Raw genomic sequence first — 24,900 nt, forward strand, 5'->3', positions numbered from 1 at the left:
ATCGCGATCAGTTGAGGGCGGATATGACATGGAATCCCTACTGCTAGCAGCCGCGGCCCTCGCCTGTGGTGTGATCTCCGTCCTGGTCGCCCTGCTGGTCATGCGCAGGTTCGAGGACAAGTCGCCCGCCATGTCCTTCGCATCTGACATGATCGCCCCCTGCGTCTTTCTGTTCCGCGACGGCGATCTGGTGGACGCCACCGCGCCGGCCCGCACCATCCTCTCAGGCTGCTCCGCCCCCACGCTGGCCGCGCTCAAGCCATGGCTGTCGCGGCGCTTCGACGATCTGTCGGCGCTTGACCGGGTGCTGGACGAAGGCGGCGAGGCGGAGATTGCAGGACGCGGCGGATCCGGCGCGGCCAGGATGCGGCTGACCGTGACCACCATCGCCGATGGCGTACTGCGGCTGAGCCTGATCGGCCCGGATTCCGAAACCAGCGGCATCGTGGTCGACTCGCTGTCGCAGCAGGCGCTGGAAGAGGAGCTGGAGCTTTTGCGCAGCATCGTGGAGGATTTTCCGGCGCTGATTTTCCGGCGGGACCGGCAGGGACAGATCGTCTGGGCGAATGACACCTATCTGCAGATCGCGGAACAACAGGCCGGCAGGGAAAGCGACTGGCCGCTGCCCGAAATCCTGATCCCCGACGCCACCCAGAACGCCGCCGGCAGCACCTGTCGCGCGAGGCTCGACGATCCGCTGGGAACCCGCTGGTTCGAATGCCACGACCACGATCATGCAGGCGGCTCGACCACCTATGCGCTTCCAGCCGACGCGACCGTTCAGGTCGAGGAAAGCCTGCGGAACTTCCTTCAGACCCTTACCAAGACCTTCGCGGAACTGCCGATCGGGCTGGCCATTTTCGACAGGGGCCGGCAATTGCAGCTCTTCAACCCGGCGCTGATCGACCTGACCGGCCTTTCCGCCGGGTTCCTGACATCGCGGCCATCGCTGTACAGCGTGCTCGATCAACTGCGCGAATTGCGCATGGTGCCGGAGCCGCGCGACTATCGAAGCTGGCGCAAGCAGATCACCACGCTGGAGGCGGCGGCGGCAGCCGGGTACCACGCGGAAAGCTGGTCGCTGCCCGGTGGCCGGACATATCGCGTGACGGGTCGGCCGCATCCCGGCGGGGCCATCGCCTTCCTGTTCGAGGATATTACCACGGAAGTCTCGCTGACCCGCAAGTTCCGGGCGGAGCTGGCGCTCGGCACCCAGGTGCTCGACGGGCTGGAACAGGCGCTGATCGTGTTCAACGCCGTCGGGCAGACGGTCACGGTCAACCGGGCTTACCGCGAATTACGGACCACCGATCCGCCGGAGCGCGTGGCCGAGGCGCTGCGGCAATGGCAGGGCGAATGGAACGAGGCACCGGGCCTGTCCCAACTTGAGACCGCGCTGACCCGCGCCGATGAGGCCGGTCAGGATCAAGGCGTGATCTTCGGTCCCGGAGAGAGCGGGGTGCTGCACTGGGTGGTCACCGCGCTGCCGGGCGGAAAGCGGATGCTGCAATTTGCAGCAACGGCGGCCGCGTCATCCGCGACCGGGGGCGAGGCGGAAACCGAAGATGCTGGCAACGCCGCGACCGTTGGTGCGGAGGCCGGGGAAAAGATCAAACCGGCCCGTCAGCGGTGACGCGACCCAACGCTGTTCAAATTGTGCCGCCATCACCAGGCAGGAGGTCGTCTGCGCCCTCTTACGACAGGCTCAAGCCGCCTAGAGGCGCTAATGCCGGCCGAGGTTGGACTTGGGTCCCGCCAGATACCACGCCACCAGCCCGACCACCGGCAGCACGGCGACCACGATCACCCAGATGATCTTGCTGCTCTTCTGCGCACCGGAATTGATGATCTGCGCGATGGCCCAGACATCAAGGGCGAAGATGATGAGGCCGATCAGGCCGGAGAACATGTTGAACTGCATTTCGGTCTCTTCCTCGTTTCGTTCGGCGCTCGCGAGTCAACGAGCATTGGGCGGGTGGGTTCCGGCCAGGCGGCAACAAAGCCGCCTGCCGAATGCGATGCGCGCCCGCACAGCTCCCTCGCGCCGCGCAGGCATGACGGGACGCGGCCGTGGCTACAGCACGTAGCGCGACAGATCGGTCGAGCGGGACAGGTCGCCGAGATGCGTCTCGACGAACGCCGCGTCCACGACGACCTTGTCGCCGTCCCGGTCGGGCGCGGTGAAGGACAGCTCCTCGAACACCCGCTCCACCACGGTATAAAGCCGCCTCGCGCCGATATTCTCGACACTGCCATTCACCTCGGCCGCGATCCGGGCCAGAGCCGCGATGCCGTCATCGGCGAATTCCACCGTCACCCCTTCCGTGCCCATCAGCGCGGTATATTGCCGGGTCAGCGCATTGTCGGTTTCGGTCAGGATGCGGACGAAATCCTCCTCGGTCAGCGCGCGCAGCTCCACCCGGATCGGCAGACGGCCCTGCAATTCGGGAAGCAGGTCCGAGGGTTTCGCGACATGAAACGCACCCGAGGCAATGAACAGGATGTGATCGGTGCGCACCGGCCCGTATTTGGTGGACACCGTCGTGCCCTCGATCAGCGGCAGCAGGTCGCGCTGCACCCCTTCGCGGCTGACATCGCTGCCGCGCGCATCAGTCCGGGCCGAGACCTTGTCGATCTCGTCGATGAAGACGATCCCGTTTTCCTGCACCGATTCGAGCGCCGCGGCCTTCACCGCCTCGTCATCCAGGAGCTTGTCGGCTTCTTCCGCGATCAGCAGCTCATAGCTCTCCGCGACGCTGACCTTGCGCGTGATCCTGCGGCCGCCGAAGGCCTTCATCAGGCCGGACAGATCCATCATGCCGACGCCGCTCTGGCCGGGAATGTCCAGCCCGCCCAGCGGGTTGGAATTGTCCTGCACCTCGATCTCGATCACCGTGTCATCCAGCTCGCCCCGTTTCAGCTTGTCGCGGAACATGTTGCGGGTCTGGTCGCGCGCGCCTTCGCCGGCCAGCACCTCGATCACCCGATCCTCGGCGGCCTGATGGGCGCGCGTCTTGACCTCCTCGCGCATATGCTCGCGGGTGTTGATCATCGCCGCATCGATCAGGTCGCGGATGATCTGCTCGACGTCGCGGCCGACATAGCCGACCTCGGTGAACTTGGTCGCCTCGACCTTGACGAAGGGCGCCTGCGCCAGCTTGGCAAGCCGCCGGCTGATTTCCGTCTTGCCGACGCCGGTCGGCCCGATCATCAGGATGTTCTTGGGATATACCTCGTCGCGCAGATCGTCGGGAAGCTGCTTGCGCCGCCAGCGATTGCGCAGCGCAACGGCCACGGCGCGTTTCGCATCCTTCTGCCCGATGATGAAGCGGTCGAGCTCCGACACGATCTCGCGGGGGGTCAGTTCGGTCATGGTCGCCTTTCGTCTGGCTGATGCGTTTCGGGGCTGGCGGTGCGCTTATCCGGCCAGCGTCTCCACGGTCAGGTTGCCGTTGGTATAGACACAGATATCGGCAGCGATCGCCATCGCCTTGCGCGCGACGGATTCGGCATCCAGATCCGTTTCCAGCAGGCCGCGCGCGGCGGCGAGCGCGAAATTGCCGCCCGAGCCGATGGCGGCGATGTCATGTTCGGGTTCCAGCACATCGCCCGCGCCGGTGACGACGTAAAGCTGGCTGCCATCGGTCACGATCAGCATGGCTTCGAGGTTGCGCAGATATTTGTCGGTGCGCCAGTCCTTGGCCAGCTCCACACAGGCGCGCTGCAACTGGCCGGGCGCGGCCTCCAGCTTCTTTTCCAGCCGCTCCAGGAGCGTGAAGGCATCCGCGGTCGATCCCGCGAAGCCCACGATCACCTCGCGCCCGCCCGGCGACAAACGCCGTACCTTGCGGGCGCTGCCCTTCATCACCGTCTGGCCGACGCTGACCTGACCGTCACCCGCAACCACGACCTTGCCGCCGCGCTTGACCGCCAGGATCGTCGTGCCGTGCCAGCCGGGAAACCTGTCATCCGCCATCAATCTCTCCTTCATTGCTGACCAGATAGGCGTGGCGTGGTGCGCCCGCAAGATATTGCGGGAATCCGAAGGGCGGACTAACGTGCGGCATGACCGAAAGAATGCTGCGAATTCATCTGGATGCGGGATTGCTCGAACAGGCGCGTTCGGGCAGTTTCAACTTCATCAACCGCATCGTGAGCGCCGTGGAACGCCGCGGCTGGAAGGCCGAGCTGGCGCCTGAAACGGATGCGCCGCCGGAACGCTATGTCTATGCGCTGCATCACATGAGCGGGCCGACCCACAAGCGGGTGAAGATCTTCCGGCGGACCTATGTCTATCCCTACTGGCATATCGAATCCGAACCGCAGCGATGGCGGTGGCAGGTGGCGCGGCGGAAATTCAGACCTGCCGCGATCGACCAGAAGGAGGCGCGGGTGCTGATCCACCATTTGCGCCACCGGGTCATGCCAGACATCACGCCGACCGAGCCCACCCACGTCCTCATCCCGCTGCAGCGGCAGCTCACGCAGCGCCGCTCCTTCCAGACGATGAGCCCGATCGAGATGGTCAGCGCGGTCGCGAAGACCGGCAAGCCATGCATCGCGACGCTGCATCCCAATGGCGAGTACACGCCGGAGGAAACCGAGGCGCTCGATCTGCTGGCCTCGATCTATCCCAATCTCAAGATCGGCGGGAACAGCCGGGACTTGCTGGCGGGGGCGGAATATGTTGCCACCCAGAACAGCGCGGTCGCCTTCGAGGCCTATCTGCTGGCGCGTCCGGTAGTGCTGTTCGCGCAGATCGATTTCCACCACATCGCGCTGAACGTGTCCGAGCTGGGGGTGGAGGAGGCGCTGTCCCGTGCGCCCGATCACAAGGCGTATTACGCGAAATATCTGTGGTGGTTCCTGAAGGATCAGGCCATCGACGCCATGGCCGAGACGGCCGAGGAGCGGATCCTCGCCGCCATGAAAAAGGGCGGCTGGCCCCTTTGACCGCCGCCCTGCCGTGATCTCTTAGCCGGATCAGACGTTCTCGTCGATCCAGGCCTTCAGCGCGGCTTTCGGCGCGGCCCCGATCTTGTTCGAGACGACCTGTCCGTCCTTGAACATGAACAGCGCCGGGATGCCGCGAACGCCCATCGAGGCCGGGCTTTCCGGGTTCTCGTCGACATTGACCTTCACGATCTTGATCTTGCCGTCATATTCGTCGGAAAGCTCTTCGAGCGCCGGTCCGATCTGCTTGCACGGGCCGCACCATTCGGCCCAGAAATCGACGATGACCGGAAGATCGGCCTTCACGACCTCGGATTCGAATTGCGCGTCGCTGACGGGAAGCGTGGCCATGGCAGATTCTCCTGTATGGCGGCCGGGCGTGCCGGCGGGGTGGGTTGTCTCAACAGCTATGTAGCTTGCCGGGCCGGGTCAAGGGCGGCCATCGCGCGGTCCAGCACCGGATCGGGCAGCCACATCAGCTCGCGCGTGACGGTCCATATCAGCCCGGTGGCGATCTCCCGGCCGGGGTAGAGCCCGCGCAGCGCGGCGCGGTAGGCGGCCATCTGGCGCAGAATGCCCTGGGGCGTCGCCTCGGGGCGGTCGGGCACGGTGGCGTTCGACTTGTAGTCGATCACGCTGACCCGGTCCGGCGCGACGATCAGCCGGTCGATCACCCCCCGGATCGGTCCCGCCCCCGGAAGCGACACGGCCAGATCGACCTCGCGCAGCACATGCGCGTCAGGGCCGGGGGTGAACAGATCCGTCAGCGCCGGCGCATCCAGAACCGCGCCCGCCTCGCGCAGCAGCCAGGACAGCGTCTCCTCATCCGGCAGGCCGGCGTCGGATCCGGCCAGGATGTCGCGCGCCAGCATCGGCCAGTCACGCCTGTCCGCATCAGGCAGATGCTCCAGCATCAGATGCAGCCGCGTGCCCATCAGCATGGCGGTGTCCGGGTCGTCGCCATCCGGTCCCGGCAGCGCCTTTGCACCGCCGAGCGCCGAGGCCGCGCGCGGCTTTCGCCGCGGCGCGACCGGCGGCGGATCCTGCCACAGCCAGTCGGCGGGCGCGGGCGGTTCCACATCGGCGCGCCGGGCTGGCGCCGCTTCAGGCCAATCCCCGAACCCGTAGCGCCGGATCGGGCCCAGCCCGCCCTCCAGCGTCTCCTCTTCCAGCCCGCTGGAGGACAGGCCCTGCTCGATCATCGCATACCAGCTTTCCTCGTCCACGCCCGGATCGCCGGCAGTTGCGACGATTAGCCAGCTTTCCGCGCGGGTCATCGCGACATAGAGCAGCCGCTTGCGCTCCTCCGCATCCAGCCGGGCGGCGGTGTCGACCATGTCCTGCGCGAAATCCGGCCGCACATCGCTGCGCCCGGTCAGGATCGGCAGCCCGTCCTTCGGGCGCAGCACCTCCGGCGGGCGATAAGCGTTGCGTTTCTTGGTGTCGGGCAGGATCACGATCGGGCTTTCCAGCCCCTTGGAGCCATGCACCGTCATCACCCGGATCAGCCCCACCCCCGCGCCGGGCTGGCGGCGCACCTCCACGTCATCGGCCGACAGCCAGACCAGGAAGCCGGTCAGCGAGGGCACCTCGGTCCGCTCATAGGCAAGCGCCTGGGTCACCAGCTCGTCAATGCCGTCCTCCGCCTCCGGTCCCAGCCGTGCCAGCAGCTTCTCGCGCCCGCCATGACGGTTGAGCAGGCGCGAGATCAGCTCGAACGGACGCATCGCCGCGTGATCGAGCATGTCCCCCAGCAGGTCGCGCGCCGCCATCTGGTCGGAGTGGCGCAGCCGCTCCCACAGATACTCGCCCCGCCTGCGCCCATGTGCCAGGCGGTAAAGCGCATCCTCGTCCAGCCCGATCAGCGGCGAGCGCAACAGCCCCGCCAGCGACAGATCATCCTCCGGTGTGGCGAGGAAATTCAGCATGGCGCGGATATCCTTCACCGCCAGCTCTGCCGCCAGCTTCAGCCGGTCAGCCCCGGCGACGGGCAGTTCCGCCGCCTTCAACGCCCGGATGATCTCGCCGAACAGGGCGGATCGCCGCCCCTGCACGAGGATCAGGATATCCCCCGCGCCGACCCGCCGCACCCCGTCGCGGGTGGCGATCGAGGCACCGTGGACGGGATCCAGCATCGCCTTGACCTGCCGCGCGATCTCCTCCGCCAGCCGGGTCGGCGCGGAGTCGGGCGCAAGCTGATCCACCGGATCCTCCCAGGGCGGCTCGTCCTGCTTGTCCGGTGCGTCGATCACCGGCCACAGATCGACCCGGCCGGGCCGCTCCGCCAGGAACGCCCGGTGCAGCGCCGCCTGACCCAGCCCCTCACCGGCCGCGCCGCGGAACGTCGCATCGACCGCCGTCAGGATCGCGGGCGAGGAGCGGAAGGAATATTCCAGGTCGAGCTGCTGCATCGGCCGCTTCACCGCCGCGAAATCGGCCGCAAAGCCGTCCCGCCGCGCCTCGAACACGGCGATATCCGCGCCCTGGAAGGAATAGATCGACTGCTTCGGATCACCGACCACGAACAGCGTCCGCAGCCGGTCAGAATCGCCCGCGGTAAACTCCGCCGTCAGCCGTTCGACGACCCGCCATTGCTCGGGCGAGGTGTCCTGCGCCTCGTCCACGAGGATGTGGTCGATCCCGCCATCCAGCCGGAACAGCACCCATTGCGCCATGGTCGCATCGGACAGCAGACGGGCGCTGCGGGCGATCAGGTCGTCGAAATCCAGCCAGCCCATCGCGGCCTTCCGCGCCTCGTAGCGGCGGGAAAACTCCCGGCCGAAGCGCCGAAGCGCCTCTGAGCGTTCGACGAATTGCAGCGCGATCCGCCGGGGCCTGGTTTCGGCCACCCGCTCCATCAGCGCGTTGAGATCGGGCATCAGCGCCGCGCAGGGGCCGTCGCGCAGCTTCTTCGTGGGGATCTTGTCGATCTTGGGCGCGAAAGGCGCCGCCGCTTTCGCCCCGAACAGCAGCGCCCCCTCCAGCACGGCCAGATCGTCAAGCCGCGGCGCGCCCCACCGCACCGATTGCAGCTTTTTGGCCAGCCCGGCATCGCTGCTGCCGCCGCCCGCCAGCAGGGCTGTCAGATCGCGGACCCAAGCCGCCTCGCCCCCCAGAAAGACCTCCGACAGAAGATCGCCCGCCGTCAGATCCGGCGAGAGCCCCGCCTGCGCCGATAGCGACCGCGCCGCGGCCTCCGCATCGAAGCCGCGCGTCACCTGCGCCAGCAGCCCATCCAGCAGATCGCCGGAATGGATGGCGGTCAGATCGCCCATCTCCGGCGGATCTTCCGCGGCCATCTCCTCCAGCACCTCGTCGCGCAGCAGTGTGGCGGAGCGGTCGTCAAGTTCGGTGAAGCCGTGCGGCACGCCGGCCTCCAGCGGAAAGCGGCGCAACAGGGCGGCGCAGAAGCTGTGGATGGTCTGGACCTTCAGCCCGCCCGGCGCCTCGATCGCCTGGGCAAAGAGCCGCCGCGCCGCGTTCAGGTCCGGCGCCCCCGCCACGCCCAGTTCCGTCAGCGCCCGGCGCAGATCGGCATCGCCCAGCATCGCCCACTCGCCCAGCCGTTTCAGCAGCCGGTTCTGCATCTCGGTCGCGGCGGCCTTGGTATAGGTCAGGCACAGAACCCGCTCCGGCCGCGTGCCGTCCAGCAAAAGACGGGCCACGCGATCGGTCAGCACGCGGGTCTTGCCGGATCCGGCATTTGCGGTCAGCCAGGTGGAGCGCCCCGGATCGGCGGCGGTCATCTGGCGGCGCGTCGCATCATCGGGGGACGCGGGCGGCATCATCGCATCGTCAGTCATCGCCGCCCACCCGCATCTTCACCGGCACATCGCCCGCCCCCCATTCGCCATAGCGCGACAGATGGTCGTAATCGCTGGCATCGGTGACCTTCTGCAACGCCCGCCGGGCGGTGAAGCCGGTGTCCCGCCGCAGGTATCGCGTGGCGAGGATCACGAATTTCGCCCAGGTCTCCTCGGCCATATCGGGCGAGAAGCTGCGCGCAAAGGTCTCGCCCTCGCCGCCGAGCTGGATATAGCTGACCCCCTCCACCCCGGCCGCCCCGATCTCCGGGAAGGCGCCGCGCATGACCATCGCCGCTTCCAGCACCAACTGCTTGTCGAAATGCGCCATCTCACCGTCACTGGGCGGCCTGCCGGATTTGTAGTCATAGACATGCGCGACGGCGCTGTCGTCCAGCAGGTCGATGCGATCGGGCTTGGCGGTCAGCTTCAGTTCCAGCCCCGGCACGGGCAGGGAATGCGCGGCCTCGACCACCACCGGCGCACCGCGCTGCAGGCGGCGCTGCTCATCCGCGGCGATCCGGTCCGCGATCCGGGTCATCCGCGCCTGCCAGAAGGCGCGGGCGGCGGGCCAGGGCACATGTTCTGACAGCACCTCTGCGGTGATCTCAAGGAACCGTGCGCGCAAATCCTCCGCCGTGATCTCCAGGCCGGGCCGCGGCTGAAGCAGCCGTTCCGCGACCTTGTGGAGCACCTGCCCGCGAAGCTGCGCGCCAGGTTCCGGCCGCAGCGGGTCGAGCGGCTCCAGCCCCAGCACCTTGCTGGCATAGATCGCATACGGATCGCGGATCAGGGTTTTCACCTGCGTCACCGAGATCGCATCGAAGGCCGGTGCCGGCGGGATGGGCGCGGGACGCGGCGCGGGATCGAGCCGGTGGCGCGGCCGCGCCAGTTGCCGCGCGAGATCCAGCCACACCGCGCCCCGCGCACGCATTGCGCCAAGCGCCTCCGGCCCGGACCGCTCCGGCAGGCCGGACATCAGGTTGGTCATCCGGTTCAGCCAGCGCGACGGGATGGTTTCGGCCTCCGCATCCCGCCGGGCGCGGGTCAGCACCACCTCGGGCGCAGCCACGGCCTGCTGGAAATCATGCGCCGACAGACCGATCAGCCGCTCGGGCAGGGTCAGGCCGATCTCGGCGCGCATCGCGCGCGACAGCCAGGGGTCGGGGGAAAGCGGTTGCGGCCAGCCGCCTTCGTTCAGCCCGGCAAGGACGATCAGCGCCCCGTCGCCCAGATTGGCCTCGGTCCGCGCGTCGCGCGTGCCACAGGCCCGGATCAGCGGATGGCCCCGATCCGCCGCGCGAACCCCCTGACCTGCCAGATGCGTGTCGATCAGCCGGGCATAGTCGCGCGCGCCCATCGGCTGAGCCCGCGGCGCATGGGTCGCAAGCAGGGTCATCGCCATCTCTGCCGCGCGCCCGGCAGCATCGTTCCACAGCGCCGACGCGTCGGCATCGCCGCCCGGACCCGCCGCCAGCATCCGCGCCAGCTTCAGATGCAGCGCCATGTGGTCCTGCACCGGGCGGGGTCCGGTTTCCTGTTGCGAGTCCGACAGCAGATCCAGCGTATCGGCCAGCCAGCCGGTCCAGCCTTTGCGATCCTCGCCCGCGCGGCTGCCCCAGTCACGCAGGAACGCCGCATCGGGAAAGGCCGGGCCATGGCGGCGCAGATGCAGCTCCATATCGCGTGTCATCCGCAGATTGTCGCCGGGCGCGCCGCCGGTTGCCGTCACGGGATGTTTCAGCAGGGTCAGCAGCGCATCAATGGTCAGCGGGCGGCCGAACAGACCGGCGACATGGCGCAGGAACAGCCCCGGCTGGGTGAGGTGGAGCGGCTCTCCGGCGCTGTCGTCGATCACCAGCCCCCATCGGTCGAGCGCGGCGGCGACCCGGCGCACGAGACCGCGATCCGCTGCGAAAAGCCGCGTCTTGCGGCCTTTGGCCACGGCATCGCGGATGATGACGGCGATGGCGTCGGCCTCTTCCTGCGGCTGATCGGCCTCGATCAGCGTCATCGCGGCCGTGGCCTCACGCAGATCCGGCAGGTCCGGCCCCTCGGCGATCCACTGATCCGTGACCGGCGCGGGCCGCAGCGCCAGCGAGATGAACCGGTTGCGGTCGCTGTCCGGCACCGCCACCCAGGGCCGGACGGATCCATGACGCAGCACCGCCAGCCGCGCCTGCGGATGATCCTCGGCCCCGTCTGCCAGATCATCCCAGACCCGCTCGGGCTGATGGAAATCATAGCCGGGCAGGATCACCGCACCGAGCTTCAGCCGGGCCACCGCCTGCAGAAACAGCCGCGTCGCACCGTGCGATCCGGTCGAGCCCACGGCCAGGATCGGCGCATCGGGCACGGCCTGCCCGTCCTGCCAGAGCCGAGCCATCCCCTCTGCCTTCGCGCGCTGCCGCGCGGATTGATCGACGGGCGGATCGGTCAGATAGAACTGCGCCGCGATCTTCAGGAAGGCGAGGGCGCGCTGCCAATGCGCTGCGTGGTTTCCGGCATCGACCCGGTCGAGCGATCCCGGCCCGCAGCCTTCTGTCTGCATCTCGCTCATCAGCGCGGCCAGAGACTCGGCAAGCTCAGGCGCGGATTGCCCCGCACCGATCCCCGGATCGCGCGCCATCAGCCGCGCGACCAGATTTCCCAGCTCCAGCACCCGCGCCAGCGGAGCGGCACGCTCTCCGGGCAGGGCGCTGCCCAGATCTCCGAACCGCATCATCCGTGGCAACAGGATCGGGCCGTGATGCGCGGCGTGATCGTCGAAGACCTCTCGCAAGGTCTGGATGGTGCGGCCGGAATTGGCATAGATGGTCACGCTGGCAAGCGCCTCGGGCGGTTTGCCCGCCATCCGTGCCAGCAGCCCCTCCACCACGCCGCGGCAGAAATCCGCACCAGGCGGCAGGGCAAAGGTGCCGCCCTGCCAGTCAGCCCACATGTTCGGCCAGCATCTGTTCGGCCAGCGGGATCGTCTCCGGCCGGCCCAGATCGCACCACCCGCCCGGATGGACGATGCCATAGGCACGCCCGTCCCGGATCATCTGGTCCCAGAGCAGGTTGAGCGAGAACACCTCCTCCGCGATGCCCGCCAGCCGCTCGGTCCGCATGATCTGGCAACCGGCATAGACCAGATCGCCCATGCGGCTGATGCGGCCGGTATGGTCGAGCGAGAAATCCCCCGGCCCGACCCTGCCCCGCGCCCGCGCGTGCGGCACAAGCATCAGAAGCGCGTCCATGCGGCTGTCGTCCCAGGCCATGTCGAGCGCCTTGAGCGGGTTCGGTCCGGTCCAGATCACATCGGGGTTGAGCGTCATCACCGGCCCGTCACCCAGAAGCGGCAGCGCCTTGCGCAGCCCGCCGCCGGTTTCCAGCAGCCGGTCGCGCTCATCCGAGATCGCAACCTCCGAGCCCGCCAGATGCGCATGGATCTGCTCGCCCAGATAATGCGCATTGACCACGATCCGCGATGCACCCGCGTCCCGCCCGATGGCGAGCGCGCGGTCCAGAAGCTTGCGTCCCGCGACCTCGATCAGCGGTTTCGGTGTCGTGTCGGTCAGCGGCGCCATGCGGGTGCCCTTGCCTGCGGCGAAGATCATCAGGGGCGGCATCGGGATCGGATCCTTTCGATCAGGTCAGGCGTGGGGGCGGGAATGCGGGCGACGCGCGCGGCAAGCTCGCTCAGCGCCGGATGGGCGGTCTCGCGCCCGATCAGCGACCAGACATGGGGCATGAACGCCAGGTAGCGCGGCTTGCCGTCACGAATGCAAAGGCGCGTGAAAATTCCCATGATCCGCAGATTACGCTGCGCGCCGAGAAGCGCAAAGGCCGCATCGAAACGGTCGGGGTCCAGCCCGGTTTCGGCCAGGAACACCGCGATGCTGGCCCGCTCCACCTCCGCCGGGATGGCGCGGCGGGCATCGTGCAGGGCAGAGACGAGATCATAGGCCGGATGCGCGGCCACCGAGTCCTGGAAATCCAGCAGCCCCAGCCGGCCATCCGGTGTCAGCAGGATATTCTCGGCGTGGAAATCGCGCAGGCTGGTCACGGCGGGCAGATCCGCGCACAGCCGGTCATGCAGCGCGGCGATGCAGGGGGCGATTTCTGCGGCGGCCGCCTGCGCATCCGCGCCCGCCCCGACCGCGCCGGGATACCATTCGGCGAACATGCCGACCTGGCGTGCCATCTCGGCCCCGTCGAGCGCCATGATGCCCGGTACCGGCGGGTGCGAGGCCAGCCGCGCCAAAAGAGCGGCGACCTGCGGATAAAGCTCGGCCGCGCGGTCCGGTTCGGCTTCCACGATGCGGGCAAGCTGCGCATCCCCGAAATCCTCGATCAGCGCCAGCCCCTGCGCCTGATCGCTGGCAAGGATTGCGGGCACGGCGAAATCCCGCGCGGCCAGCCATGCGGTCATCCGCAGATAGGGCACGAGCGTCGCCTGATCGGCGTCCATCAGCACCGCGCTATGCCCGTCCTGCTCCACGCGGAAATAGCGCCGTGCCGAGGCATCGCCGGCCAGAAACGCCACCTGCGCCCCGGCCCAGCCATGGGCATGCAGGAACACCGCCCGCTCCACCGCGCGCCGGATCCGCCGCCACCGGACCGGATCGCCATCCGTGCCGAGGCGGACCCGCCGCAATTCCGGGTCGTCGAGCGCGGTCAGTCGAAGACGCAGCGCCCCGGTCACATCGCCCATCCGGTCCGGCCATTCGATCAGCGTGATCGCCTCCTCCATCGCGTCGAGAAGCCCCAGCTCCTCGACCTCTGCGGGGTCGCTGAGGCGATAGAGATCGGCGTGCCAGACCGGCGGGTCGCCGTCATAGCTTTGCACCAGCGTGAAGGTCGGGCTGGGCACCTCCTCGGCGGGGTTGCGCAGCACGGCGCGGATGAAGGCCCGCGCGAAATGCGACTTGCCCGCGCCCACCGGACCTTCCAGCAGCACGGTATCGCCGCCCCGCAGCTCCGTCGCCAGGGCGCGGGCAATGGCCGCCAGCAGCGTCGCGTCCGCGGTCAGGCTCAGTAGGGCATCGGACATTGGCGGTGCAGATCGTCGATGGCGGAAACCAGATCATCGGTCAGCCCGACATCCAGACCGGAAAGCTGATGTTTCAACTGGTCCAGGCTCGTCGCGCCCAGGATCGGGATCACCGGGAACGGCCGCGTGCCCAGCCAGGCGAGCGCCATATGCACCGGGTCAACGCCATGTTCTCGCGCCAGGGCGTGATAGGCATCGACGGCCTGCATCGCCCGTTCGGTCTTGCGCCCGCCCAGAATGCCCTTGCCGCCATGTGCCAGGTCCACCGCGATGCGGCTGTCATCGGGCACGGCACCATTGGCGTATTTCCCGGTCAGCAGCCCCGCCGCGAGCGGCGAGTAGGCCAGGAGCGTGACCTGCTCGTTCACCCCGACTTCGGCCAGGTCGGTGTCGTAGAGCCGCTGAAGCAGTGAATATTCGTTCTGGATCGACACCACCCGCGGTCCGCCGATGCGTTCGGCCACGTCGATCCAGCGGGTCGTGCCCCAGGCGGTTTCGTTGGATAGGCCGAACTGGCGGATCTTGCCGGCCTGCACCATCTCCTGCAATGCGCGCAGCACATCCTCGAAATGATCCAGCGTCTCGGCCCGGTCCTGGCCGGACGGATCGTAGCGCCAGTTCTGCCGGAAGCTGTAGCTGCCCCGCATCGGCCAGTGGATCTGGTAGAGGTCGATCACATCGGTTCCGAGCCGGGAGAGCGACCCCTCGACGCAGCGTTTCAGGATTGCGCCGTCATAGCCTTCGCCATTGCGCACGACGCTGCCATTGCCGGTGATCTTGGTGGCGATCTGCATCTCTGCGCGTCGCCCGGACCGCTTCAGCCAGCTTCCGATGATCTCCTCCGAGCGCCCGGCGGTGTCCGAGCGCACCGGGTTGACCGGATACATCTCCGCGCAATCCAGAAAGGTGATCCCGCTGTCATAGGCCAGATCCATCTGCGCATGGCCGTCGGTCTCGTCGGTCTGATGCCCGAAGGTCATCGTGCCGAGGCACATGGAGCTGACCTCCAGGTCGCTCCGGCCAAGTGTCTCGCGCTGCATCCTGTCTCCTTCGCGTTTGCGCCGGACGCTATCGCGCGGCGACGGCAATGGAAAGACCGGGGCGCGCGGATCCGGCGGCTCGGGCGCCCTTCCCGTGATGCGACTGTGCCGAAGGAGAGAAAGCGCGCCCGCGGATCAGTGCTGCGCCCCGTTTCGCGCGGCCGAGGTCAGCACCACGGTGCGATCTTCCAGCGGCAGACGCCGAATCTCCTCGGTGTGGAACAGCAGCGACAGCGTGTATTCCGTCTCGTCCTGCTCGATCTTCGCCTCGCCTTCCAACTGCATCGCAAAAGCCTCGATCAACTGGCTGCCCAACCCGGTGCCCTCGCTGACCATGCGCTGATCGCCCATGGAGTTCGTCACCTCCAGCCGCGCATGGTCGGCATCTACCCGCTTCAGCCGCACCCGCACCCACGCCGTGTCATGCCCTGGCGGGATGCCCGCATATTTCAGCGCATTGGTGAAGGCCTCGTTCGTCAGCAGGGTCAGCGGCACGGCCTGATCGGGCTGCAGGATCAGCGGCTCGATGTCGGTGTCCACCTGCAGGCTTGTCTCGGCGTCGCCGGAGGCCCGTGTCATCTGGTTGATGATTTCCGAAATCAGCCGGTCCGCATCGACCGATTCCAGATGTTCCGCCTGGTAGAGATTCTTGTAGATCGAGGCCAGCGAGGCGACCCGGTCCTGCACCGAGCGCAGCACCCGCTTGGCGTCCTCATGCTCGATGACCCGGCCCTGCATCGAGATGATCGAGGCGATGAGCTGGAGATTGTTCTTGACCCGGTGATGCACCTCCTTCAGCAGCACCGTTTTCTCGTCGATGGCCGCCTCCAGTGCGGCCTCGTCGCGGTTGAGGATGCGCACCATGTTGTGGAATGTGCGCGACATGTCTGCGATCTCGGTCGGTGCATCCTCGATGATGCGCGGCGGGGCGGCGCGGTCGCCCACGGCGAAGCGCCGCATCTGGCTGCGCAATTCGCGCACATGGCGCAGCACGAGGCGATAGACCGCGTAATAGGCCACGCCGAGCGACACCGCCCACAGCGCCACCGCGAACAGCACCGCCGACAGCTTCGTCACGCTGTAGCCCTGCACCCCGGCCTCGCTGGGGCTGTAGCTGCCAAGCGCATAGACCAGCCCCGGCACCACGGAGACGACGGCAAAGACCCGCTGTTCGCCAGAGGCGGTGATGTCGGCAAAGGTCGTCTCGCCGCGCGAGATCAGGCTGCGCAGGGTCTCGTTGCGTGGCAGCGCGCCGCTGATCTCCTCGACCACGCCATCATCGGCGGTCAGGATATCGCCATCAGCGTTAAAAGTGACGGTGCGGGCGCTGTCGCCGCCATAGATCGGGCTGTGGGTGGATTTCAGCAGCTCCTGGGACAGCGACACCGCGACATAACCCAGCAATTCGCGATCCCGGTAGAGCGGTTGCGCCACCACCACGACCGAGCGGCGGCTGACCGCCCCCTGGCGCATCGGCACGACCATCGTGGTCGGGTTGGCGATGAAATGCTCATAGGCGGCATAGCCGGTCAGATCACGCGCATCCTCGCCGGAATTGCAGGTCGAAACGCCGTTGAGCTGGACGAAACCGGCATAGACATAAGTGGCGCCACGCTCGACGAAGCTTTTCAGCATCTGCGAACAGGCCTGCGGATTGTTGAGCTCGCGCAGCACCGCCGGCCCCAGGGCATCCGCCGTGCCGAGCGCCCCCTGAAGCAGCGCCCGTTCGCCCGCTGCTGCAGCGCCGGTGCGCCCGACAATCGCGGTTTCGGCGGACCGCTCCGCCTCGCCCGACAGATACATGGTCTGGATCAGAGACATCAGACCAATGGGCAGGATCGCCACCGAAAGCAGCGCCGCCAGACGGAAACCGAGCCCTTTCGCGAATTGCAGCGACTCGCCCAGCCCCCCCAGCATGGCGCCTCAGCGCATGACGGGCGAGTTGGACGCCATGGCCGCAAGGGTCGCGCGATCGGTCATTTCCAGCTCTTCCCCCTCCTCGAGATGCAGCAGCTCCGCGAGCCGGCGCCGTCCGCGATTGGCACGGGATTTCACCGTGCCCACCGCGACGCCGGTCATGTTCGCCGCCTCTTCATACGAGAAACCGGACGCGCCGACCAGAATCAATGCCTCGCGCTGCTCGTCGGGAAGCTGCTTGAACGCCTCGCGGAAATCGTTCAGCGCCAGCCGTCCGTCATGCTCGGGGCGCGCCGCCAGCCGCGCCGCGTGAATGCCGTCCGCGTCAGAGACCTCGCGCTTGGTCTTGCGGCGGGCGGAGTAGAAGGTGTTGCGCAGGATGGTGAACAGCCAGGCCCGCAGATTGGTGCCGGGCTGGAACTTGTCCATATTCGTCCACGCCTTCACGATCGTGTCCTGCACCAGATCGTCGGCCGAGGCCCCGTCCCGTGTCAGCGACAGCGCGAAGGCGCGCAGCGCCGGCAAATGGTCCACCAACTCGTCACGCGGCGATGCGCCGGACGTGCTGCCCTGCGCGGTACTTACGTTTTTCGCCATGAAATCACTCCTGCTCGCGCAGTTTCTGGAGCAGTTCCAGGAATTTGTCGGGAACCTCCTGGTCGCTGTCCTGTTGATAGACGCGCTTCAGATTCTCGTCGATCTGCTTGTCCAACGCTGTTTTCTTGCGTTCGTCCCGCTTGCTCGTCATGTTTTTGTTTATCCCGACAATCTTGTGCGCACGCCGTTCAACCGATAGACGGATAAGAGGTTCCATAGGGGGCCGCGACGATCGAGGTTTATATGTCTTCTGCCGATCTTGCCAAGTCCATCGGACGCGAACTGCCCTTTCTGCGCCGCTATGCCCGCGCGTTGACCGGCAGCCAGACCGCTGGCGACAATTATGCAGGCGCCGCGCTCGAGGCGATCCTGGCCGACCGCAGCATCATGGACGGACAGGACACCCGCGTCGGCCTGTTCCGTGCCTTCCACGCCATCTGGCAGTCCAGCGGGCAGCCCATAGCAGAGGCTGATGGAGGAAAACGCGGCGCGCGGGCGCAGTCGCTGATGTCCCGCCTGACGCCGAATTCGCGCGAGGCGCTGCTTCTGAACTCCATCGAGGGGCTGCGCTTCGACCAGATCGCCCTGATCATGGGGGTCGAGACCTCCGAGGCGGAGGAGCTGGTCCGCATCGCCATGGACGAGATGAGCCAGTCGGTCAGCGGCAAGGTGATGATCATCGAGGATGAGACCATTATCGCCATGGACCTCAAGGGCATCGTCCAGGCGATGGGCCACGAGGTGACCGGCATTGCCCGCACCCATTCCGCCGCGATCCAGCTTGCGAACGAAAACCGCCCCGACCTGATCCTGGCCGATATCCAGCTTGCCGACGGCTCCTCGGGCATTGATGCGGTCAACGAATTGCTGCCGTCGCTCGGTGACGTGCCGGTGATCTTCATCACCGCCTTCCCGGAGCGGCTGCTGACCGGCGAACGACCGGAGCCGGCCTTCCTGATCTCCAAGCCCTATACCGAGGATCAGGTCAGCTCTGCGCTGAGCCAGGCGATGTTCTTCTCCTCGACCGAGGGGCTCGAGACAAGCTGAACTCTCTCGGGATTTTCCTTGTCGCGACGCCGGGGCTGGAGCAGCCACTGGCCGATGAGGCGCGCGCAGCGGGGTTTGCGGATCCGGTGATCGTGCCCGGCGGGGTGGAGACGCGCGGCGCGTGGTCCGACGTCTGGCGCGCCAACCTGGTGCTGCGCTGCGCCACGCGGGTGCTGGTGCGGATCGGCGCGTTCCGGGCCATGCATCTGGCGCAGCTTGACAAGCGGGCGCGGAAATTTCCCTGGGCGGAGTATCTGCGCCCGGATCAGCCATTCCGCGTCGAGGCGAGTTGCCGGAAATCGCGCATCTATCATGCAGGTGCCGCGGCGCAACGGATCGAGCGGGCCATCACCGATGAGCTTGGCGCGACGCTGAGCAAGGATGCGGCGGTCGTGGTCAAGCTGCGGATCGAGGATGATCTGGCCACACTCAGCCTCGACAGCTCGGGCGAGAGCCTGCACAAGCGCGGTCACAAGGAGGCCGTTGCGAAAGCGCCAATGCGCGAAACCATGGCGGCGGCCTTCCTGCGCGAATGCGGCTATCGCGGCGATGAGCCGGTCCATGACCCGATGTGCGGCTCGGGCACTTTCGTGATCGAGGCGGCGGAGATGGCGCTCGGCCTCGCGCCCGGCCGCAGCCGGGACTTCGCCTTCATGCAGTTCGCCAGCTTTCGCCCGGAGATCTGGGACGAGATGAAACCCGCCCCGCCCGGCGCCGCCTGTGAACACAGCTTCTTCGGATCGGATCGCGATGCCGGGGCCATTCGGATGAGCATCGCCAATGCCGAGCGCGCGGGGGTCGCGGCTTGCTGCGATTTCACGCGACGGCCGATTGCTGACGCCGCGCCGCCGGACGGACCGCCGGGGCTTGTCATCATCAACCCGCCCTATGGTGCTCGGGTCGGCAACAAGGGTCCGCTTTTCGGACTGCATGCCGCGATGGGCGAGGTGCTGCGGAAGAGATTTGTCGGCTGGCGGGTCGGGATCGTGACATCGGAGCCCGGACTGGCGAAGGCGACGGGGCTGCCATTCCGGGATCCCGGCCCCATCGTGGCCCATGGCGGGCTGAAGATCCGGCTGTACCAGACCGGTCCGCTCTAACCCTCCACGGCCTCCTCGCGCAGGGCTTGCCTGGCGTCCCGCGCGGCAGCGATCCGGCGGCGGCGGCGCAGTTCGACATTGAACACCGCGCCCAGCATCACCGAGAAGGCGGCCAGGTAGAACCACATCAGCAGCGCCACCACCGCCCCGATGGAGCCGTAGATCCGGTTGTAGCTGTTGAAGCTGCCCAGATAGGCCGAGAAGGCCAGCGAGGCGAGCCCCCAGGCAATCGTCGCCACCACCGAGCCCCAGGTGAAGATCGGCGTGCGCGGCCGCCGCACATTGGGACCGAAGCGATACAGGATGCCGATCCCGATCATCACGATCAGCAGCATCCCGCCCCAGGGCAGCGCGGTGATCAGCCAGCCGCGCAGCGGGCCGAGCGCAAACAGGTTCAGGATGATCGGGACGACCACGATGGTCACCAGCCCCATGAACACCACGCCCACGATGGCCAGCGTCAGCCCATAGGCCAGCACGAACCCCACGATGGTCGAATGCGCGCGCACCCCGTATGCGGCGTTCAGACCGCGCACCAGGGCATTCACCCCGGCACGGGCCGCGATGGTGGCGATCATGAAGGACAGGAAGGTGGTCCAACCCAGCTTGGTGCGCCCGCCCTCGGTCAGCGAATCCACCTGTGCCTGCAGGATATCCATCGCCTCGGGCGGGATGAATTCCTCTCCGACATGGACATATTGCTGGATCACATGCGGATCATACCACAACCCCCAGAGCGCGATGATCGCCGCGAGGCCCGGAAACACCGCGAACATCGCGTAGAAGGCCACACCGGCGGCGATCAGGCCCATATGGATCTTGTCCATGCGCTCGCCGAGCGCCTGAATGAATTGCCAGATATCGCGAAACGGCTCGATCATGCGCCCTGCCCATGCCTGTGCGGCGATCTTCGGCCCTGCCTTGGCAGAGTTCAACCGTCCGACCGGGGCATATACCGCAGCCAGATGGCGTTTTCGCCCATTTTCTCGACAAAATCGGCATGGGCGGCGCGTTCCTCGGCCGAGAGACGCGGGGGAAGCGGCGCGGGACGCCGACTGGTTCCGCCCTTGCCGCGACCATCCTGATCCGGCGCGGTGCGGGAGAGTTGCCGCGCGGGAGTGTCGAGGACCAGGTCCGGCTGCCGCCCGCCGATCAGTTCCAGATAGACCTCCGCGAGGATCTCGCTGTCCAACAGCGCCCCGTGCAGAACCCGCGCGGAATTGTCGATCCCGAAGCGGCGGCACAACGCATCGAGCGAGTGCTGCCCGCCGGATAGTTTCTCGCGTGCCAGAGCAAGCGTATCGAGTGCGCGCGACCAGGGCAGCGTCGGGTGGCCGGCCTGCTTGAGTTCCGCGTTGAGAAATTTCATGTCGAAACTGGCATTGTGGATGACGAGTTTCGCATCGTCCCCAATGAAATCCAGAAATGCCGCGGCGATGTCCTTGAACACCGGCTCGTCGCGCAGCACATCCGCGGTCAGGCCGTGAATCCTGACGGCCTCCTCCGGCACGTCGCGTTCGGGGTTGATATATTGGTGATAGGTCCGGCCGGTCGGCAAGTGGTTCAGCAACTCCACCGCGCCGATCTCGACCAGCCGGTCCCCCTGTGCCGGGTCGAGGCCGGTGGTTTCCGTATCCAGCACGATTTCACGCATTGTCTCGGCTCCCTATCTCGCTGCAAATGGCGGCAACCGCCGCTTCGGCCTGTTCAATATTGTCAGTCGGGATTACCCAGTCGGCCCTGGCGCGTTTCTCCGCATCGGGCATCTGCCGGGACAGGATCAGGTCGAAATTCTCGCGCGTCATGCCGGGGCGGGCCATCACGCGCTGCGCCTGCCGATCCTCGCTGGTGCTGACAACTGCGACCCCGTCCATCGCCGCCTCGGCGCCGGTTTCAAACAGCAATGGAATGTCGAGCACGACGATCCTGACGCCCGCCGCCTCTGCTCTTCGGACGAAATCCACCCGATCCGCGGCCACCAGCGGATGGACGATGGATTCCAGCCGCGACAGCCCGCCGGGTTCGCGGGCGAGCGCCTGCTTCAGCGCCGCGCGGTCGATCCCGTCGGCGGTCAGCGCGCCGGGAAAGGCCGCGGCGACGGGCCCGGTGGCCGCGCCGCCAGCCGCGTAGAGCCGGTGCACCGCCGCGTCCGCGTCCCAGACCGGATGGCCGCGTCGCGCGAACATTGCGGCGGTGGTCGATTTTCCCATGCCGATCGACCCTGTCAGCCCGAGGCGGAAGGTCACAGCACCGCCTGACGCAGCTCTGCATCAACCTCGGGCCGGTGGCCAAACCAGCGTTCAAACCCCGGCGCGGCCTGATGCAGCAACATGCCGAGACCATCGACGACCTTGCAGCCGCGCCGCAGCGCCTCGGTCAGGAACTCGGTCATCAGCGGCGTATAGACCAGGTCGGTCACGACCGCGCCCGGCCGCAGCGCATCGAGTGGCAGTTTCAGCGGCTGATGACCGAGCATCCCCATCGAGGTGGCATTGACCACGGTGGTCGCACCCTCGAGCATGTTGCCGGCCTGCGCCCAGTCATAGATCACCACCTTGGCGCCGAAATCCGCCTTGATCTGCTCGGCCCGGATGCGAGTGCGGTTGGCAATGCGCAGCTCCGGCACGCCGCTTTCGAGAAGCGAGGCCACGACCGAGCGCGCCGCACCGCCCGCGCCGATCACCGCCGCCGCACCGGCTGCGGGCTGCCAGTCCGGTGCGTTCTGGGTCAGGTTGGTGATGAAGCCGTAGCCATCGGTGTTGTCGGCATGGATCTGTCCATCCTCGCGGAAGATCAGCGTGTTCGCCGCACCGATCAGCGACGCGCGGTCGGTCACGATATCGGCGATCTTGAGCACGGCCTCTTTGTGCGGGATGGTGACATTCGCCCCGACGAAGCCCATCTTCGGCATGACCTTCAGCACGCGGGCCAGGTCGTCGGGCCGGACCGGAACCGGGACATAGGCACCGGGCAGGCCGTAGCGCGCCAGCCAGTGCCCGTGCAGCGCCGGGGAGCGCGAATGCGCGATGGGCCATCCGATCACGGCGGAAAGCGGGATCTGGCTGGGCGGCGGACCGCTGTTTTGCTGTTCATCGCTCATATGTTCTGGATAGCTGCGGCGTCGGTATCAGGAAAGAAGAAAAGCAGTGTCCGGGACGCACCGTTCTGGGCAGGTCTGTGGATAAGGCGGTGGGCCGTGATCTGGACAGAACATGCTGGGGATGAGGGGGGCGAACCGAAAGAGAACGGCGGGGCGAGATCCACATGTGAAAACAATCCACCGGGGCGTCCACAGCCTGTGGAGAAAGTCGGTTTCTAAATGTCAATTTATTGTTTTCTATACATTAAATTGAGTCTTGTCATGCGGCCGACGCGGTGGACGAAGGGTCGGCGATCGGGTTATCCCGTATTGCACAGGCCCTAACTTCTTCATCATCTATCTTCTTCTCTTCTTTCTATTTAGACAGAGAGAATGGCCGACCTGCTCGCTTCGCTCTATCTGCCGATCAAGGCGCTTCACGTGATGGCAGTGCTGTCCTGGATGGCGGGGTTGTTCTATCTGCCCCGGCTTTACGTCTATCATGCCGAGCGTGGTGAGTCGGGCGATGGCGGCGCGGAACCCGCGTCGTCCTTCGCGATCATGGAAGAGAAGCTTCTGCGTCTCATCATGACCCCGGCCATGATCCTGTCCTGGATCTGCGGATTGCTTCTGGTGATGACGCCGGGGATCGTGGATTGGTCGATGATCTGGCCGTGGAGCAAGGCGGCCTCGGTGCTGGCGATGAGCTGGTTTCACATGTGGCTGGCGGCGCAGCGACGGGCCTTGGCGGAGGGGCGCGGTCTGAGCGGTCGCAGCTATCGGATGATGAACGAGGTGCCGACGCTGCTGATGGCGGTCATCGTGCTGTCGGTGATCCTGAAGTTCTGACCTTTCCGCGCGCAGCAGGGTGCCGGCTTGGCCGGAGAGATTGACTCGCGGGCCGGATTGCCCTATTGGGCGGCCAGCGATCCGCCCGTCCGGTGCGGATATTTTCCAGAACAATGAAGAGCAGGTCCGACGTTGTCGGGCTGCGATGCGGTGAAGCGATGAGCGAAGAGCGTTTGAACCTGTCGGATCTGAAGGCGAAGAGCCCGAAGGATCTGCTGGCCATGGCGGAAGAATGGGAGATCGAGAACGCCTCGACCATGCGCAAGGGCGAGATGATGTTCTCGATCCTCAAGGAGCATGCCGAGGACGGGTTCGACATTGGCGGCGATGGCGTTCTGGAGGTTGTGCAGGACGGGTTCGGCTTTCTGCGTTCGACCGAGGCGAACTACCTGCCCGGCCCCGACGATATCTATGTCAGCCCGGACATGATCCGTCAGCACGCGCTGCGCACCGGGGACACGGTCGAAGGGGTGATCCGGGCGCCTGGGGAGAATGAGCGCTACTTTGCGCTGACCAAGGTCGAGCGGATCAATTTCGAGGATCCCGACCGGGCCCGGCACAAGGTGGCCTTCGACAATCTTACACCGCTCTATCCGGATGAGCGGCTGAAAATGGAGATCGAGGATCCGACCATCAAGGACCGCTCGGCTCGCATCATCGACCTGGTGGCCCCGATCGGGAAGGGTCAGCGGTCGCTGATCGTGGCGCCGCCGCGGACCGGCAAGACGGTGCTGTTGCAGAATATCGCCCATTCCATCGAGAAGAATCACCCGGAATGCTACCTGATCGTGCTGTTGATCGACGAACGGCCCGAGGAGGTGACGGACATGCAGCGCTCCGTGCGGGGTGAGGTGGTCAGCTCTACCTTCGACGAGCCGGCGAGCCGTCACGTGGCGGTGTCGGAGATGGTGATCGAGAAGGCGAAGCGCCTGGTCGAACACAAGCGCGACGTGGTCATCCTGCTCGACTCGATCACCCGGCTGGGGCGAGCCTTCAATACGGTCGTGCCGTCCTCGGGCAAGGTGCTGACCGGGGGTGTGGATGCGAATGCGCTGCAGCGGCCGAAGCGCTTCTTCGGGGCGGCGCGGAATATCGAAGAGGGCGGTTCGCTGACCATCATCGCGACGGCGCTGATCGACACCGGCTCGCGCATGGACGAGGTGATCTTCGAGGAGTTCAAGGGGACCGGCAACAGCGAGATCGTGCTTGACCGCAAGGTGGCCGACAAGAGGGTGTTCCCGGCGATGGACATCCTGAAATCGGGGACGCGGAAAGAGGAGCTGCTGGTCGATTCGCGCGATCTGCAGAAGACCTATCTGCTGCGCCGGATCCTCAATCCGATGGGGACGACGGATGCGATCGAGTTCCTGATCTCGAAGCTGAAGCAGACGAAGAACAATTCCGAGTTCTTCGATTCGATGAACGCGTGATGGGCGGTGGAGACGATCTTCGCAGAAGCGACCCCGCCCGGTCGGGGCGG

Annotated in this window: 22 protein-coding genes; 6 read left to right on the forward strand and 16 right to left on the reverse strand. The window is 66.6% G+C overall.

Annotated elements, in window-relative coordinates:
* Positions 1-28 precede the first annotated feature (28 nt).
* Positions 29-1,633 carry a PAS-domain containing protein gene (locus BLT73_RS03170; RefSeq protein WP_143025613.1) on the forward strand — a complete coding sequence of 535 codons (1,605 nt, stop codon included), beginning with the start codon at positions 29-31 and terminating at the stop codon, positions 1,631-1,633.
* A 90-nt stretch (positions 1,634-1,723) separates the two neighbouring features.
* Here BLT73_RS03170 and BLT73_RS03175 read toward each other — a convergent pair whose 3' ends face one another.
* From BLT73_RS03175 to hslV, 3 genes are all read right to left on the reverse strand, one after another.
* Positions 1,724-1,921 (reverse strand): PLDc N-terminal domain-containing protein, encoded by a 198-nt coding sequence (locus BLT73_RS03175; RefSeq protein WP_090520734.1) that lies wholly within the window; start codon positions 1,919-1,921, stop codon positions 1,724-1,726.
* Between the two features lie 153 nt (positions 1,922-2,074).
* On the reverse strand, positions 2,075-3,373 hold the full coding sequence (hslU, locus tag BLT73_RS03180) for an ATP-dependent protease ATPase subunit HslU (protein WP_090520736.1): 1,299 nt from the start codon (positions 3,371-3,373) through the stop codon (positions 2,075-2,077).
* 45 nt (positions 3,374-3,418) lie between these two features.
* Positions 3,419-3,976, reverse strand: a complete 558-nt coding sequence (gene hslV, locus BLT73_RS03185; protein ID WP_090520981.1) for an ATP-dependent protease subunit HslV — start codon at positions 3,974-3,976, stop codon at positions 3,419-3,421.
* A 101-nt stretch (positions 3,977-4,077) separates the two neighbouring features.
* Between hslV and BLT73_RS03190 the strand changes: the two genes are divergently transcribed.
* Positions 4,078-4,953: a hypothetical protein gene (locus BLT73_RS03190; RefSeq protein WP_245726970.1), complete on the forward strand. Its 876-nt coding sequence runs from the start codon at positions 4,078-4,080 to the stop codon at positions 4,951-4,953.
* Between the two features lie 30 nt (positions 4,954-4,983).
* On the opposite strand, the gene trxA is transcribed toward BLT73_RS03190, so the two are convergent.
* From trxA to BLT73_RS03235, 9 genes are all read right to left on the reverse strand, one after another.
* Positions 4,984-5,304, reverse strand: coding sequence for a thioredoxin (trxA, locus tag BLT73_RS03195; RefSeq protein ID WP_090520742.1), 321 nt, complete (start codon positions 5,302-5,304; stop codon positions 4,984-4,986).
* Between the two features lie 56 nt (positions 5,305-5,360).
* Positions 5,361-8,756: a double-strand break repair helicase AddA gene (gene addA / locus BLT73_RS03200; protein ID WP_245726976.1), complete on the reverse strand. Its 3,396-nt coding sequence runs from the start codon at positions 8,754-8,756 to the stop codon at positions 5,361-5,363.
* Positions 8,749-11,697 (reverse strand): double-strand break repair protein AddB, encoded by a 2,949-nt coding sequence (gene addB / locus BLT73_RS03205; protein ID WP_090520744.1) that lies wholly within the window; start codon positions 11,695-11,697, stop codon positions 8,749-8,751. Before addB ends, addA begins: the two co-directional genes overlap by 8 nt.
* Positions 11,687-12,367: a nucleotidyltransferase family protein gene (locus BLT73_RS03210; RefSeq protein ID WP_245726978.1), complete on the reverse strand. Its 681-nt coding sequence runs from the start codon at positions 12,365-12,367 to the stop codon at positions 11,687-11,689. The genes addB and BLT73_RS03210 overlap by 11 nt, the downstream gene beginning before the upstream one ends.
* On the reverse strand, positions 12,355-13,791 hold the full coding sequence (gene tsaE, locus BLT73_RS03215; RefSeq protein ID WP_090520746.1) for a tRNA (adenosine(37)-N6)-threonylcarbamoyltransferase complex ATPase subunit type 1 TsaE: 1,437 nt from the start codon (positions 13,789-13,791) through the stop codon (positions 12,355-12,357). The genes BLT73_RS03210 and tsaE overlap by 13 nt, the downstream gene beginning before the upstream one ends.
* Positions 13,773-14,831: an aldo/keto reductase gene (locus tag BLT73_RS03220; protein ID WP_090520748.1), complete on the reverse strand. Its 1,059-nt coding sequence runs from the start codon at positions 14,829-14,831 to the stop codon at positions 13,773-13,775. The genes tsaE and BLT73_RS03220 overlap by 19 nt, the downstream gene beginning before the upstream one ends.
* A 135-nt stretch (positions 14,832-14,966) precedes the next feature.
* Positions 14,967-16,748 carry a sensor histidine kinase gene (locus tag BLT73_RS03225; RefSeq protein WP_090520750.1) on the reverse strand — a complete coding sequence of 594 codons (1,782 nt, stop codon included), beginning with the start codon at positions 16,746-16,748 and terminating at the stop codon, positions 14,967-14,969.
* A 6-nt stretch (positions 16,749-16,754) separates the two neighbouring features.
* A complete protein-coding gene (locus tag BLT73_RS03230; protein ID WP_090520752.1) occupies positions 16,755-17,345 on the reverse strand; it encodes an RNA polymerase sigma factor in 591 nt (196 codons plus the stop codon).
* Between the two features lie 4 nt (positions 17,346-17,349).
* Positions 17,350-17,496, reverse strand: coding sequence for a NepR family anti-sigma factor (locus BLT73_RS03235; RefSeq protein WP_090520753.1), 147 nt, complete (start codon positions 17,494-17,496; stop codon positions 17,350-17,352).
* A 92-nt stretch (positions 17,497-17,588) separates the two neighbouring features.
* On the opposite strand from BLT73_RS03235, the gene BLT73_RS03240 reads away from it, so the two are divergent.
* Both BLT73_RS03240 and BLT73_RS03245 read left to right on the forward strand, forming a co-directional pair.
* Positions 17,589-18,392, forward strand: a complete 804-nt coding sequence (locus BLT73_RS03240; protein WP_090520755.1) for a response regulator — start codon at positions 17,589-17,591, stop codon at positions 18,390-18,392.
* Entirely contained in the window at positions 18,389-19,492 is a 1,104-nt protein-coding gene (locus BLT73_RS03245) for a THUMP domain-containing class I SAM-dependent RNA methyltransferase (RefSeq protein ID WP_090520757.1), read from the forward strand. The genes BLT73_RS03240 and BLT73_RS03245 overlap by 4 nt, the downstream gene beginning before the upstream one ends.
* Here the strand turns inward: BLT73_RS03245 and BLT73_RS03250 are convergent.
* Genes BLT73_RS03250 through BLT73_RS03265 form a run of 4 tightly spaced genes read right to left on the reverse strand, consistent with a single transcriptional unit; the run spans position 19,489 to position 22,592 of the window.
* The gene (locus BLT73_RS03250) at positions 19,489-20,373 is read right to left on the reverse strand and encodes a YihY/virulence factor BrkB family protein (RefSeq protein WP_090520989.1); all 885 of its coding nucleotides are present in this window, start codon (positions 20,371-20,373) and stop codon (positions 19,489-19,491) included. The two genes, BLT73_RS03245 and BLT73_RS03250, sit on opposite strands and share 4 nt — an antisense overlap.
* A gap of 50 nt (positions 20,374-20,423) precedes the next feature.
* The gene (gene dnaQ, locus BLT73_RS03255; protein ID WP_090520759.1) at positions 20,424-21,146 is read right to left on the reverse strand and encodes a DNA polymerase III subunit epsilon; all 723 of its coding nucleotides are present in this window, start codon (positions 21,144-21,146) and stop codon (positions 20,424-20,426) included.
* Positions 21,139-21,738, reverse strand: coding sequence for a dephospho-CoA kinase (coaE, locus tag BLT73_RS03260; RefSeq protein WP_090520762.1), 600 nt, complete (start codon positions 21,736-21,738; stop codon positions 21,139-21,141). The genes dnaQ and coaE overlap by 8 nt, the downstream gene beginning before the upstream one ends.
* A complete protein-coding gene (locus tag BLT73_RS03265) occupies positions 21,735-22,592 on the reverse strand; it encodes a shikimate dehydrogenase (protein WP_090520764.1) in 858 nt (285 codons plus the stop codon). The genes coaE and BLT73_RS03265 overlap by 4 nt, the downstream gene beginning before the upstream one ends.
* A gap of 372 nt (positions 22,593-22,964) precedes the next feature.
* Between BLT73_RS03265 and BLT73_RS03270 the strand changes: the two genes are divergently transcribed.
* Both BLT73_RS03270 and rho read left to right on the forward strand, forming a co-directional pair.
* Positions 22,965-23,420, forward strand: coding sequence for a CopD family protein (locus BLT73_RS03270; RefSeq protein WP_090520766.1), 456 nt, complete (start codon positions 22,965-22,967; stop codon positions 23,418-23,420).
* Positions 23,421-23,578: 158 nt separating this feature from the next.
* Positions 23,579-24,850, forward strand: a complete 1,272-nt coding sequence (gene rho, locus BLT73_RS03275; protein ID WP_090520768.1) for a transcription termination factor Rho — start codon at positions 23,579-23,581, stop codon at positions 24,848-24,850.
* Positions 24,851-24,900 lie beyond the last annotated feature (50 nt).

The organism is Paracoccus isoporae (assembly GCF_900101865.1).
Taxonomy (GTDB): Bacteria; Pseudomonadota; Alphaproteobacteria; order Rhodobacterales; family Rhodobacteraceae; genus Paracoccus; species Paracoccus isoporae.

Coding starts and splice junctions, on each gene's coding strand:
- BLT73_RS03170 (WP_143025613.1), top strand. CDS start 29: ATGGAATCCCTACTGCTAGCAGCCGCGGCCCTCGCCTGTGGTGTGATC.
- BLT73_RS03175 (WP_090520734.1), bottom strand. CDS start 1,921: ATGCAGTTCAACATGTTCTCCGGCCTGATCGGCCTCATCATCTTCGCC.
- hslU (WP_090520736.1), bottom strand. CDS start 3,373: ATGACCGAACTGACCCCCCGCGAGATCGTGTCGGAGCTCGACCGCTTC.
- hslV (WP_090520981.1), bottom strand. CDS start 3,976: ATGGCGGATGACAGGTTTCCCGGCTGGCACGGCACGACGATCCTGGCG.
- BLT73_RS03190 (WP_245726970.1), top strand. CDS start 4,078: ATGCTGCGAATTCATCTGGATGCGGGATTGCTCGAACAGGCGCGTTCG.
- trxA (WP_090520742.1), bottom strand. CDS start 5,304: ATGGCCACGCTTCCCGTCAGCGACGCGCAATTCGAATCCGAGGTCGTG.
- addA (WP_245726976.1), bottom strand. CDS start 8,756: ATGACTGACGATGCGATGATGCCGCCCGCGTCCCCCGATGATGCGACG.
- addB (WP_090520744.1), bottom strand. CDS start 11,697: ATGTGGGCTGACTGGCAGGGCGGCACCTTTGCCCTGCCGCCTGGTGCG.
- BLT73_RS03210 (WP_245726978.1), bottom strand. CDS start 12,367: ATGCCGCCCCTGATGATCTTCGCCGCAGGCAAGGGCACCCGCATGGCG.
- tsaE (WP_090520746.1), bottom strand. CDS start 13,791: ATGTCCGATGCCCTACTGAGCCTGACCGCGGACGCGACGCTGCTGGCG.
- BLT73_RS03220 (WP_090520748.1), bottom strand. CDS start 14,831: ATGCAGCGCGAGACACTTGGCCGGAGCGACCTGGAGGTCAGCTCCATG.
- BLT73_RS03225 (WP_090520750.1), bottom strand. CDS start 16,748: ATGCTGGGGGGGCTGGGCGAGTCGCTGCAATTCGCGAAAGGGCTCGGT.
- BLT73_RS03230 (WP_090520752.1), bottom strand. CDS start 17,345: ATGGCGAAAAACGTAAGTACCGCGCAGGGCAGCACGTCCGGCGCATCG.
- BLT73_RS03235 (WP_090520753.1), bottom strand. CDS start 17,496: ATGACGAGCAAGCGGGACGAACGCAAGAAAACAGCGTTGGACAAGCAG.
- BLT73_RS03240 (WP_090520755.1), top strand. CDS start 17,589: ATGTCTTCTGCCGATCTTGCCAAGTCCATCGGACGCGAACTGCCCTTT.
- BLT73_RS03250 (WP_090520989.1), bottom strand. CDS start 20,373: ATGATCGAGCCGTTTCGCGATATCTGGCAATTCATTCAGGCGCTCGGC.
- dnaQ (WP_090520759.1), bottom strand. CDS start 21,146: ATGCGTGAAATCGTGCTGGATACGGAAACCACCGGCCTCGACCCGGCA.
- BLT73_RS03265 (WP_090520764.1), bottom strand. CDS start 22,592: ATGAGCGATGAACAGCAAAACAGCGGTCCGCCGCCCAGCCAGATCCCG.
- BLT73_RS03270 (WP_090520766.1), top strand. CDS start 22,965: ATGGCCGACCTGCTCGCTTCGCTCTATCTGCCGATCAAGGCGCTTCAC.
- rho (WP_090520768.1), top strand. CDS start 23,579: ATGAGCGAAGAGCGTTTGAACCTGTCGGATCTGAAGGCGAAGAGCCCG.